Origin of the sequence: Micromonospora yasonensis (assembly GCF_026013475.1) — a bacterium.
In the GTDB taxonomy this organism is placed as follows: domain Bacteria; phylum Actinomycetota; class Actinomycetes; order Mycobacteriales; family Micromonosporaceae; genus Micromonospora; species Micromonospora yasonensis.
Genome location: NZ_JAPDPH010000236.1, coordinates 1 through 10,594 on the forward strand (window position 1 = coordinate 1; position 10,594 = coordinate 10,594).

General features: G+C 73.3%; 14 protein-coding genes and 2 pseudogenes. 5 read left to right on the forward strand and 11 right to left on the reverse strand.

Features of this window, described 5'->3' with window-relative positions:
• Window positions 1–418, reverse strand: a pseudogene (locus tag ONA70_RS30600) (hypothetical protein); the annotation flags it as partial.
• A 50-nt stretch (window positions 419–468) separates the two neighbouring features.
• Here ONA70_RS30600 and ONA70_RS30605 point away from each other — a divergent pair.
• Window positions 469–978 (forward strand): NUDIX hydrolase, encoded by a 510-nt coding sequence (locus ONA70_RS30605; protein WP_265009973.1) that lies wholly within the window; start codon window positions 469–471, stop codon window positions 976–978.
• Window positions 979–984: 6 nt separating this feature from the next.
• On the opposite strand, the gene ONA70_RS30610 is transcribed toward ONA70_RS30605, so the two are convergent.
• The 6 genes and pseudogenes from ONA70_RS30610 to ONA70_RS30635 all read right to left on the reverse strand — a co-directional run.
• Window positions 985–1,185, reverse strand: a complete 201-nt coding sequence (locus ONA70_RS30610; RefSeq protein WP_265009974.1) for a LacI family DNA-binding transcriptional regulator — start codon at window positions 1,183–1,185, stop codon at window positions 985–987.
• Window positions 1,182–1,370: a fibronectin type III-like domain-contianing protein gene (locus tag ONA70_RS30615; protein WP_406601277.1), complete on the reverse strand. Its 189-nt coding sequence runs from the start codon at window positions 1,368–1,370 to the stop codon at window positions 1,182–1,184. Before ONA70_RS30615 ends, ONA70_RS30610 begins: the two co-directional genes overlap by 4 nt.
• Before the next feature lie 90 nt (window positions 1,371–1,460).
• Window positions 1,461–2,165, reverse strand: a complete 705-nt coding sequence (locus tag ONA70_RS30620) for a glycoside hydrolase family 3 protein (RefSeq protein WP_265009976.1) — start codon at window positions 2,163–2,165, stop codon at window positions 1,461–1,463.
• Window positions 2,166–2,215: 50 nt separating this feature from the next.
• Complete coding sequence (locus tag ONA70_RS30625) at window positions 2,216–2,818, reverse strand: glycoside hydrolase family 3 N-terminal domain-containing protein (protein ID WP_265009977.1); 603 nt, start codon at window positions 2,816–2,818, stop codon at window positions 2,216–2,218.
• 270 nt (window positions 2,819–3,088) lie between these two features.
• Window positions 3,089–4,072 (reverse strand): ROK family protein, encoded by a 984-nt coding sequence (locus tag ONA70_RS30630; protein ID WP_319959241.1) that lies wholly within the window; start codon window positions 4,070–4,072, stop codon window positions 3,089–3,091.
• A gap of 107 nt (window positions 4,073–4,179) precedes the next feature.
• Window positions 4,180–4,551: pseudogene (locus ONA70_RS30635) on the reverse strand (LysE family translocator); the annotation flags it as partial.
• A 62-nt stretch (window positions 4,552–4,613) separates the two neighbouring features.
• Between ONA70_RS30635 and ONA70_RS30640 the strand changes: the two are divergent.
• The gene (locus ONA70_RS30640; RefSeq protein ID WP_265009978.1) at window positions 4,614–5,183 is read left to right on the forward strand and encodes a GNAT family N-acetyltransferase; all 570 of its coding nucleotides are present in this window, start codon (window positions 4,614–4,616) and stop codon (window positions 5,181–5,183) included.
• A 28-nt stretch (window positions 5,184–5,211) separates the two neighbouring features.
• Window positions 5,212–5,712, forward strand: a complete 501-nt coding sequence (locus tag ONA70_RS30645; RefSeq protein ID WP_265009979.1) for a DnaJ family domain-containing protein — start codon at window positions 5,212–5,214, stop codon at window positions 5,710–5,712.
• A 19-nt stretch (window positions 5,713–5,731) separates the two neighbouring features.
• Here the strand turns inward: ONA70_RS30645 and ONA70_RS30650 are convergent, their stop codons facing one another.
• Both ONA70_RS30650 and ONA70_RS30655 read right to left on the reverse strand, forming a co-directional pair.
• Window positions 5,732–6,298, reverse strand: a complete 567-nt coding sequence (locus tag ONA70_RS30650) for a maleylpyruvate isomerase N-terminal domain-containing protein (protein WP_265009985.1) — start codon at window positions 6,296–6,298, stop codon at window positions 5,732–5,734.
• 100 nt (window positions 6,299–6,398) lie between these two features.
• Complete coding sequence (locus ONA70_RS30655) at window positions 6,399–7,139, reverse strand: TioE family transcriptional regulator (protein ID WP_265009980.1); 741 nt, start codon at window positions 7,137–7,139, stop codon at window positions 6,399–6,401.
• A gap of 59 nt (window positions 7,140–7,198) precedes the next feature.
• Here ONA70_RS30655 and ONA70_RS30660 point away from each other — a divergent pair, with 59 nt between their 5' ends.
• Window positions 7,199–8,401: an erythromycin esterase family protein gene (locus ONA70_RS30660; protein WP_265009981.1), complete on the forward strand. Its 1,203-nt coding sequence runs from the start codon at window positions 7,199–7,201 to the stop codon at window positions 8,399–8,401.
• 45 nt (window positions 8,402–8,446) lie between these two features.
• On the opposite strand, the gene ONA70_RS30665 is transcribed toward ONA70_RS30660, so the two are convergent.
• Entirely contained in the window at window positions 8,447–8,791 is a 345-nt protein-coding gene (locus ONA70_RS30665) for a VOC family protein (RefSeq protein WP_265009982.1), read from the reverse strand.
• A 130-nt stretch (window positions 8,792–8,921) separates the two neighbouring features.
• Between ONA70_RS30665 and ONA70_RS30670 the strand changes: the two genes are divergently transcribed.
• Entirely contained in the window at window positions 8,922–9,971 is a 1,050-nt protein-coding gene (locus ONA70_RS30670) for a P1 family peptidase (protein ID WP_265009983.1), read from the forward strand.
• A gap of 258 nt (window positions 9,972–10,229) precedes the next feature.
• Here the strand turns inward: ONA70_RS30670 and ONA70_RS30675 are convergent.
• Window positions 10,230–10,594: aromatic-ring hydroxylase C-terminal domain-containing protein (locus ONA70_RS30675; RefSeq protein ID WP_454557365.1), on the reverse strand; the 365-nt coding region annotated here is incomplete at its 5' end.

Sequence of the window (10,594 nt, forward strand, 5' to 3'; positions counted from 1 at the left end):
AGGCGGCCGCCGCCGTCCGCGCCTCCTGGTTGGCCCGGGCGGCGGCCGCGGCCGCGTCCTCGGCGTCGCGGCGGGCCTCGTCGCGTTCGCCGTGCGCGGCGGCCACCCGGGCGGCGGTCTCGGCGCGGACCTCGGCGAGCTGGCGTTCCACCCCGGCCGGGGAGAGTTCGGCGTGCAGCGCCTCGCTGAGGGTCACCACGATCTGGTCGAGCCGGTCCACCGCCTCCCAGGTGCGGGCCACCTGCCCGGGCAGGCCGGGGGCGTTGCGGTGACGCATCCGGGAATTACGCGAGGCGCGCTGGCAGGCGCCGTCGTTGTCCCGGCAGTAGCGGAACGGCCGGCCGGCGCCGGCGCGCTGCGGCACCTCCCGTCCGCAGTGCGCGCAGGGGCGGGTCTCGGGGGCGGGCTGGGCGTCCATCGGGGGCGAAGTCTAGTGGCCGGCCCCGGGCCCGGCGGTAGGGTGCCGGAATGCCGCTGTCGCCCTACATCGCCCGGATGCGCCGCCACATCGGACACGAACTGCTGATGCTCTACGGCGTCAGCGGCGTGGTCACCGACGACGCCGGGCGGCTGCTGCTGGCCCGCCGGGGCGACAACGGCCGCTGGTCCGTCCCGGCCGGCATGGTCGACCCGGGCGAGCAGCCGGCCGACGCGCTGCTGCGCGAGGTGTACGAGGAGACCGGCGTCAAGGTGGAGATCGAGCGGGTCGGCGGGGTCGCCACCCACCCGGTCGTCTACCCCAACGGCGACGTCTGCGAGTACCTCAACGTCTGGTTCCACTGCCGAGCCGTCGGCGGCGCGCCCACCGTCGACGGTGAGGAGTCCCTCGCCGTCGACTGGTTCTCCCCGAACGACCTGCCCGAGCTGGACGACTGGTCCCGGCTGCGGATCGCCACCGCGCTGCGCCCGGACCGGGCCGCCTGGTACGCCGCCCCGGATGAGCACCACCCGGCCCTGCACCAGCCGGACAACCTTTGACCGTGGTCACCGGCCGGTGCCGGTGCTGCTGCACCACCAGCCCGGACACGTCAGGGTGCCGCTGAGCACGTACGACACGGTGCTCGCGGCGGCCCCGGCGTGCCGGGCGACGTCGGCGATGGTGACCTGGCCACCGGTGGTACGACCGCTCATCGGGCGGCCCCGCACCGGGCCCCGGCCGGCGCGGGCGGCGGTGGTGACCGTCACCGCGCCCACCAGGCGTACGTCAGGGGCGGACCGCCGACCAGCAGCGTGTGGGTGGCGTCCTCCACCACCATGGCCCCCACCGCCTCGTCCCACCAGGCCAGCTCGTCGGTACGCAGGCGCAACGTGACCCGGGCGCTCATCCCGGGATCCAGGGTGACCCGGGCGAAGTCGCGCAGCTGCCGCAGCGGCTGCTTGAACCCGGGAACGGCGCTGCCGGCTGTAGAGCTGCACCACCTCGGTGCCCGGGCGGGTGCCGGTGTTGACGACCTCGACGCTCACCTCGACCGCCTCGCCGACGGGCACCGCGACGAGCTCAACCGGAGGTCAACGTATTCGAAGCGGGCGTAGCTGAGCCCGTGCCCGAACGGGTACAGCGGCTCGCCCCGGTGGTAGAGGTAGGTGGCGTCGGCGCCGATGATGTCGTAGTCGAGCAGGTCGGGCAGCTCGGCGGCGTCGGCGTACCAGGTCTGGGTCAGCCGCCCACCGGGGTCGGCGTCGCCGAGCAGCACGTCGGCCAGCGCGTTGCCGTGCTCCTGGCCGCCGTGCGAGGTCCACAGCACCGCCGGCAGGTGCGCCTGCGCCCATCCCACCGCGTACGGGTAGCTGCTGGTCACCACCAGCACGGTGCGCGGGTTGGCGGCGTACACGGCGCGCAGCAGTTCCTCCTGCCCGGCGGGCAGGGCCAGGTCGACCCAGTCCTCGGTCTCCCTGCCGTCGACCATCGGGTGGTTGCCGAGCGCGATCACGGCCACGTCGGCGGCGGCGGCCAGCGCGGCGGCCTCGGCGGTGCCGTCGGCGTCGACGGTGACGCACCGGCCGGTGGCCAGGTGGCGCAGCAGCGCGGTGCCGTCGGGCCGGTGGTGGAAGCGGAAGGTTTCGCGGACCACCCAGCCGCCCGGGCCGGGCCGGTCGTTGACCAGCGCGCCGGTCTCGTGCGCGCCGACGTGCCGGCCGTTGCCGACCGCGCGCAGCGCCAGCACACCCTGCCCCCAGTCGAGGACGTCGAACGCGCTGGCATCGCCGTCGAGGGTCAGCGGCCCGCCTTCGGGGGTCGGCGGACCGCACGGTCCACCTCGGACTCGCTGATCAGCCCGCGGTGCAGTGCTGCGGTCAGCCGTTCGACGGTGGGCGTGCCGTCCCGGTCGTCCTCGGTGAAGCTGTCGATCCCGGCGCGCAACGCGGCCGCGAATCCCTCGACGTGGTCGGGCAGGTGGCCCTGCACGCCGGCGATGTTGCCGACCGCGCCGGCGTCGTCGACCACCAGGATCTCGTCGTCGGCCCAGGCGCGCAGCTCGTCCTCGATGAGCGGGCTCAGGTGCGCCGGCACCCCGTTCACCCGGTTGTACGAGACCATCACGGCCACCGCCGCGTCGGCTTCGAGGGGAGCGCGGAAGGCGGGGAACTCGTACTCGTGCAACACCCGGGGTGGCAGGTCGCTGGAGGTGGCGGCCAGCCCGACCACCTGCGGGAAGACGGTCGCCGGGACGCCGTGCAGCGCCTCGGTGCCGGTGCGGAACGACGGCAGGCCGAGTCGGGGCACCGGCGCCTGCCACTGGTGCAGCAGGCCGAGCTTCTCCGTCAGGGTGAGCCGGGCCAGCAGGTCGTCGAGGCGCTGAGGGATGCGATCGGTCATGGCGAGGTGCCTTCTGTAGGGCGTGCGGTCCGCCCGGCGGTGGGTCGAAGCGCTTCGACGACCGTCGTGACGAGTGGCGGCGCTGGCGGGAGGGGCGGCCGTCGGCCCGGACGCTGGTGAAGCGCTTCGACGACCGCGGAAAGAAATGCCGCCCCGACTGCCCTGTGCCGGAGTGGCCCGTACCGAGGTTGGCACCCGGACACCGAGCCGGTCAAGGCCGGCTCACCGGCCGCGTTCCGTCCGGCCTGGGCGGAGCGGCAGCCTGCGGTCTCAGGCGGCCGGCAACCGGCCCGCCTCGACGGTGGCGAGGGCGGCGGTGGCGCCGCCGAGGGCGCTGGCCGCCGAACCGAGGGTGCTCGCCTCCAGCCGGCAGCCGCCGGCCTGCGGGGCCAGGGTGCGGGCCGCGAGTTCGGTCCGGGCCGCCGGCAGCAGCCAGGGCGCCAGCGCGGCGAAGTGCCCCCCGACCACGACCACCTGCGGGTCGAGGAGGTTGGCCAGGACGGACACCCCGTGGCCGAGTTGCCGGCCGACCTCGGCCAGCCCGCTCAGCGCGGCGTCGTCGCCGGAGCGGGCGAGGGCCTGGATCCGGTCGATCTCCGGCAGGTAGTCGGTGACCGGACCGTGCTGGGCGGCGTCGGGCAGCAGCCGGCGGACCACGGCGTCCACGCCGGTGAGCGCGGCGAGACAGCCACGCCGGCCGCAGGCGCAGACCGGGCCGGCCGGGTCCACCGGCACGTGGCCGAGCTCGCCGGCGAAACCGCGGCCGCCGCGCAGCAGTTGGCCGCGGCTGACCAGGCCCTTGCCGACCGCGACCCCGCCGGTGAGGTGCACCAGGTCGGTGGTGCCGGCGTACGCGCCGTGCCGCTGCTCGGCCAGGACGGCGAGGTTGGCGTCGGTGTCGACGCCGATGGTGAAGCCCGGGTCGCGCAGCGCGCGGCGCAGTTCGGCGGCGAGCGGCACGTCCCGCCAGCCCAGCGCGGACGCGAGCGGGACGCCGTCGTCGGCGTCGACCAGTCCGGGTACGCCGACGGTGAGGCCGAGCACGGCGCGGCCCTGCCCGGTGACCCGGGTGATCGCACGGCGGGCCAGCGCGGCGAGCGCCTGCACGGTCTGCCCCGGCGTGGCGGCCGTGGCGGCGAAGGCACGCCGCCAGGTGAGCAGCCGGTTGCCGCCGAGGTCGACGGCGACCGCGACCAGTTCGTCGGCGCCGATCTGCAGGCCGAGCCCGGCGTACGGCTCGCCGTCGAGGACCAGCCGCTGCCGGTTGTCTTGTGGGAGGGGTCACCGTCGAGCCGGTCGACGACAGCGTGACCATCCCGGCCGGCGGTGCGGCCGTGCTCCGCGAGCTGCTCCGCTGACGGTCAGGGGGTGGCAGCGACGGCGCGGGACCGGTCCGCCGCGATCCGTACCGCGAGACCGGCCAGCACGCTGCCCATCACGTACCGCTGCACCCTGGCCCAGGTCGGACGGCGGGTGAGGAACGCCGACACGCTGCCGGCGGTGAGCACGATCAGCCCGTTCACGGTCAGCGCGATGCTGATCTGGGTCAGCCCGAGCAGCAGGCTCTGCACCGCGACGTGCCCCCGCGCCGGGTCGATGAACTGCGGCAGCAGCGACACGTACAGGATGGCGATCTTCGGGTTCAGCAGGTTGGTGACCAGGCCCATGGTGAACAGCCGCCGGGGCCGGTCGGGCGGCAGCGGCGCCGGGGTGAACGAGGTCCTGCCACCGGGACCTTACGCCCGTTCGGCGGCCGGGCTCGCCACCGACCGGGGTGACCGGCGACACTACCGGGATGTCGATCGTGCTGCGTGCCGCGCCCACCCCGACCGCACCCGGCCTGCTGCTGCGACCGTGGCGCGACGGCGACGTCGAGGCGTTGCTGGCCGCGTACCGGGACCCGGTGCTGCTGAGCTGGACCCGGAACCCGGTGACCACCCGGGCCGAGGCCCGGGCGTTCCTGCGACGCAGCCGGCAGGGCTGGGCGGCCGATCGACGGTTCAGCTTCGCGGTACTGGAGCCGACCCCAAAGGGGGAGGGACTCGTCGCGAACGTGGTGCTCAAGGAGGTCATCCCCGGCCGGCCGGACGCCGAGATCGGATATTGGACCGCGGCGCCGGCGCGCGGGCGCGGGGTGGCGCCGCGCGCCGTGGACGCGGTCAGCGCGTGGGCCTTCGCCCGCTTCGCCGCCCACGGGCTGACCCGCCTCGAACTGCTGCACCAGGTCGACAACCCGGCCTCCTGCCGGGTCGCCGAGAAGAGCGGGTACGTCTTCGCGGAGGTGCTGCCCGCCCGGCCGCCGTTCCCGCGTGACGGCCACCGCCACGTCCGCCAACGGGAATGCGCCGCCCGCGGGGAGCGCTGACCGGCGTCGGGACCAGCGGATACGGTGGGTGCGGGAGGTGACGGCGGTGACGTACGGCTGGGAGGCGGCGGTCGAGGCGCAGATCCGGTCGGCCCAGGAGCGGGGTGAGTTCGACAACCTGCCCGGTGCCGGCAAGCCCATCCCGGGGCGGAACCTGCCGTACGACGAGTCGTGGTGGATCAAGAGCTTCCTGGAACGGGAGCAGCTTCCGGCCGACCTGATGCTGCCCACCCCGCTGCAACTGCGCCGCCGTGTCGAGCGGCTCCCCGGCGAGGTGCGGGACCTGCCCACCGAGGAGTCGGTGCGCGCCTACGTCGCCGACCTGAACACCGAGATCGTGGCCTGGCTGCGTACCCCGACGGGCCCGCGCGTGGTGGTCCGCCCGGTCAACGCCGACGACGTCGTACGCCAGTGGCGAACCGACCGGGAGCGGACGGCGGCCGAGCGGGTCCTCGCCGCCCCGGAAGCCGCTCCCGGTGCCCCGGCCCGGCCCCGGCGGCGCTGGCGGCTGCCCTGGCGACGGGGCTGAGCGCGACGCGCGGCAAGCCTCAGTCCAGCGCCGCCCGCCAGGTCCAGGCGGTACGCCGTGGCCGGTCCCCGAGCGGCGCCCGACCGGTCATCCAGAGCAGCACCGGCACCGGCTCGCCGTCCGGCGCGTCCGGGAAGAGCCGGCGCAGCACCCCGGCACACAGCGGCTCCGGCGGCGCCCAGTCCAGGCCGAGCCCTCGGGTGAGGTCGTGGGTGTGCAGCAGGATCTCCGCCACGCCCATCGCCGCGAACCCGCCCGGGTCGCAGGGGCCCCAGTGCCAGGCCCGGCTGTCCGGGTCGGCGGTGTCCACGACGGCGGCCAGCACGCCGGCGGCCGAAGTCGCCACGGTCAACAGGTCGGCGGGGCCGGCATCGGGGCGCACCCGCAGGTCGAAGGGGAGATATCCGCCATCGGGCCGCCCGGTCACCTGCCCGGCGTAGGCGAGCAGGTCGTGCGCCACGTGCGCCGCCGTCGTCCAGCACGACCACTCCAGGTCGCCCGCCCGGACCGTCCAGTCCCGGTCGGTGGTGCCCCGCAGTACCGGCGTCATCTCGGCGGCCGCCGCCCGTACGTCCGCCCCGGTCATCCCCGTCACGCCCCCGACCCTGCCATCGGCCGTCCCGCCCGGCCAGCCGGGGCCGCCGGCCGACATGCGTTCGCCGCGCATCCGGGGGCGGTTCCGACGATCAGAGGGACTCGGCCGGTCTCCGGGCGGGGTCCGGCCGGCAGTCGAGGTAGGCGCCCAGCGCGGCGGCACCGGTGAGCATGGCGCGGCTGCGGGCCGAGAGACGGGCGTGCCAGTCGCGCAGCGCCGACTCCAGGGGTGCGACGCCTCCGGCGGAGCGGACCTGGACGATCAGCGGGGCGATCTGCTCCAGGAGGTAGCCGCCTCGTCTGAGCTGGTGGATGAGCAGGGCGTCGCGTACGTCGGCCGCGGTGTAGACCCGGTAGTCCGTCTGCGGGTCGCGGCGCGGCTGGACCAGGCCGGCGCGTTCCCATTTGCGCAGGGTGGCTGGTCGGATGCCGAGCCTTCTCGCGAGGGGGCCGACGAACGTGTCACCGCGTTCCTGCGGTACGGGCTCGAGGTCGCGAAGCGCGGCTTCGACGGCCTGAAGGGTGCGGCGGTCATCGAGAAGCTGAACGTGACTTTCGTCGATGAGCCGAAGCGCGTCCTCGGTCGCGTCCCGGTTGATCGCCTGCATGATCGACGTGGCCGTCTGGTGGCCGTGTCCGGGCACGAGGGCGAGGAACGCGCGCAGCGCTTGCGCGTGCAGCGGCGTGTAGGTGCGGTAGCCATGCGGAGTGCGTTCGGCGCCCGGAAGGATCCCGGCCGCCTCGTAGTTCCTGACCGCCTGCGTGGACAGGCCGTGCTCACGCGCCAGGTCAACCGGCCTGAGTTGTCCGTCACTTTGAAGGTTGTGCCGCACCGTTCTGCCGTAACTGCGGGAAAAGTTTCAACCGACGGTTCAACGATACCGTTGAGGGAATGACTGCTGCTATCAAGGACGCCGCCCATGTCGTCGATGCTGCCACCGTCATGGGGTTGCTCCCGGCCCGGCCGCGGCTGCTTGCCCTGGGTGAGCCCACCCACGGCGCGGACGTTCTGCTCGACCTGCGAAACGATCTCTTCCGGCAACTCGTCGAGCAGGCGGGTTACCGGACGATCGCGATCGAGAGCGACTGCCTGATGGGCCTGGTCGTGGACGACTACCTCACGTCGGGTACGGGCACCCTGGACGAGGTGATGGAGCGCGGCTTCAGCCACGAGTGGGGTGCCTTCGCGGGCAACCGTGAGTTGGTGCGCTGGATGCGTGCGTACAACGAGGGCCGGCCCGTGGCGGAGCGGCTGCGTTTCGCCGGTTTCGACGGCCCGCTGGAGACCACCGGCGCCGCGAGCCCTCGGCAGGCCCTCACCGCGCTGCACGCGTACCTCACCGCCCGGGTTGACGCCGACCTGCTTCCCTGCACCGCGGAGACGCTCGACCGCCTGCTCGGTGCCGACGACCGGTGGACCAATCCCGCCGCGATGATGGACCCGTCCCAGTCCGTGGGGCAGACGCCCGAGGCCAAACAGCTGCGGCTGCTCGCCGACGACCTGGTAACCCTGCTTGACACGCAGACGCCACACCTGATCGCGGCGTCCTCACCGGACGACTGGGACCGGACACGGATGTACGGCCGTACCGCCGTCGGCCTGCTGCGGTACCACTTCTGGATGGCCGACACGTCACCGAGCCGCATGGCGCGGCTGCTGGGTGTGCGGGATTCGATGATGGCCGCCAACCTCCTGGCCCTCACCGAACGCAGCCCGACGCTGGTCCACGCCCACAACGCACATCTGCAGCGGAACAAGAGCACGATGCGGATGTGGGAGGGACCGGTGGAGTGGTGGAGCGCCGGGGCGATCGTCAGCACCCAACTGGCCGAGGGGTACGCCTTCCTGGCCACGGCTCTGGGCACGATCCGCCACCACGGTGTGCAGACCCCACCCCCGGACACCCTCGAAGGGCTCCTGTACGCGCTCCCGGCGGACCGATACGTCGTCGACACCCGCCGACTGGCGGCGATCCTCGGCGAGGGGACGCCCGCTTCCCGGGTGTCCCCTTGGTTCGGCTACGCCCCGCTGGACCCGGCCCACCTGACTGGCTATGACGGAATCCTGTTCGTCAGGGACGCCCCGCCGAGCTAGGACCCTCAGCTTGCGGCGCCGGCTGCCCGGCGACGATCCACGGCCTCAGATCGTGACCGGGTGGCGCGGCTCGTAGAGGCCGAGCTCGCTGCCGCCGGGCAGGCGCAGTGCGGTGCGCAGCCCCCACCGCTCCTCGGTGACCGGGATCGTGAACTCGACGCCCTTCGCCGCCAGCTCGGCCCGGGTCGCCTCGACGTCGTCGCACATCAGGAACAGCTCGTGGGCCGGCTCGCCGTCGGTCGGGTGCAGGGCGAGCTCGGCCGGCGGCAGCCTGAAGATGAGCCAGCCGTGGCCGGCGTCGACGTGGCGATAGCCGAGCGTGTCCCGGAAGAAGGCCCGGTCCGCCTCCGGGTCGCAGCTGTAGATGATCACATGAGCGCCATTGATCATGCGTCGACCATAGCGGCGCGGCGGGAGGGGCGCAGGCCGACCGCCGGCGACCACCACCACCGCCGGTACCAGCAAAAATGGAGCGATCTTCCCCGACGGTGGGGAAGCTGACACCGACGACAGGAGCCGCATGAACCAGCCAGCCCACCGCGCTCGCGCTCGCGACCTCGGCGTCGTCGTCGGACCGTTGCCCATCGGGCGGCACAACGCGATCACCGACGTCTTCGGGGTGCTGGTCGGGCACACCACCGTCGACGACGGCGTCGACCTGCACACCGGCGTCACCGCGATCGTCCCGAGCCAACTCGGCCCAGGGCGGTGGGCCCTGCCGGCAGCCGTCTACACCGGGAATGGTTACGGCAAGCTCGTCGGCTCAACCCAGGTGGACGAACTCGGCGTACTGGAGTCACCGATCGTCCTGACCGGCACGCTCTCGGTGTTCCGGGCCGCCGACGCGCTGCTGACCTGTCTGATGGACCGCCGACCGGACGGCCTGTCGTTCAACCCGCTGGTGGGCGAGACCAACGACGGTCACCTGTCGGACGTCCGGCGCCGCCCGATCACCGAGGAGCACGTGCTGGACGCCATCGCCGGGGCGTCCGACGACCCGCCGGCGCAGGGCTGCGTCGGTGCCGGAACCGGCACCACCGCCCTGGGCTACAAGGCGGGGATCGGCACCTCGTCCAGGATCGTCCACGGGTTCGACCCCCCGGTGACGGTCGGCGCCCTCACCCAGTCCAACTTCGGTGGTGTGCTGACCGTGCTGGGCGTCCCGATGCCGGTCCGGGACCTGATCCCGGCTGCCGACCGAGCCGAGCCACCCGGCAATTCGTGCATGATCGTGGTGGCCACCGACGCACCCCTGGACGCCCGGCAGCTCGGCCGCCTCGCCCGACGGGCCGTCTTCGCCATGGCCCGGGTCGGTGCGTCGTACAGCAACGGCAGCGGCGACTACGCGATCGCGTTCAGCACGGCCGAGCCGGGCCAGCCGCCGCTCTCGGACGCGCAGCTCGATCCGATCTTCGCCGCCGTCCTGGACTCGGTCGAGGAAGCGTTGCTCAACTCGCTCTTCGTCGCCACGACCACGGTCGGGGTGGCCGGTCGCGTCAGTCACGCCGTACCGCACGAGGCCGTCGTCCAGCGGTTGGCGGCGGCCGGGCGCCTGGCCGCCTCGGCCTGACTCGGCTGTCTCTTCTCGGTCGTAGCCGCCACCGTAGCGTAGGCGCATCGATGGGCGGTGGAGCCATTCGGCGAAGTCGGGGGGCGGGCGGTGGATGTCCGACGAGAACGGCGGCCATTCCCAGCTCCTGGCCGACAGCGCCGCAGATCTGCTCGTCGTCTCGCCACCTACAGCGGGATGACCACACGAACCAGTCCCTGTCATGGTCTCGGCCCGAGACAGGCGTGTTCGCCTTCATTTTCGGTTGCTCAGGCGAAATCAGTTGGCGGGCTTGCCGAACCAGCGGGAGAGGTGGTCGTCCAAGTCCTGCTGATCGTCGCCGATCCAGGCGACGTGGCCGTCGGGGCGTAGCAGGACGCACGGAAGATCCAGTACCGCAGTGGGATCCCCGAGGTAATCGACCCGGTCCGACCAGCCGCCGACGGTCAGGCGTTCGGTGCGGTCCAGCAGCAGGCCGCGGCCGCGATGCAGCAGACCGTAGAGGTGGCCCTGTTTCACGTCGATGTCGCGCAGGCGGCGGCCGAGCAGATCGGGGCCTGCGCCGAAGTCGTAGCGGATGCCGATCGCGGTGATCTTCTCAATCAGATAGCGGTTCACCTCGTCGAAGTTCATCAGTTCGGTGA

Bases quoted from the DNA above. Each gene is read 5' to 3' on its own strand.
- ONA70_RS30605 (WP_265009973.1), top strand. From the start codon at position 469: ATGCCGCTGTCGCCCTACATCGCCCGGATGCGCCGCCACATCGGACAC.
- ONA70_RS30625 (WP_265009977.1), bottom strand. From the start codon at position 2,818: ATGACCGATCGCATCCCTCAGCGCCTCGACGACCTGCTGGCCCGGCTC.
- ONA70_RS30640 (WP_265009978.1), top strand. From the start codon at position 4,614: ATGTCGATCGTGCTGCGTGCCGCGCCCACCCCGACCGCACCCGGCCTG.
- ONA70_RS30650 (WP_265009985.1), bottom strand. From the start codon at position 6,298: ATGACCGGGGCGGACGTACGGGCGGCGGCCGCCGAGATGACGCCGGTA.
- ONA70_RS30660 (WP_265009981.1), top strand. From the start codon at position 7,199: ATGACTGCTGCTATCAAGGACGCCGCCCATGTCGTCGATGCTGCCACC.
- ONA70_RS30665 (WP_265009982.1), bottom strand. From the start codon at position 8,791: ATGATCAATGGCGCTCATGTGATCATCTACAGCTGCGACCCGGAGGCG.
- ONA70_RS30670 (WP_265009983.1), top strand. From the start codon at position 8,922: ATGAACCAGCCAGCCCACCGCGCTCGCGCTCGCGACCTCGGCGTCGTC.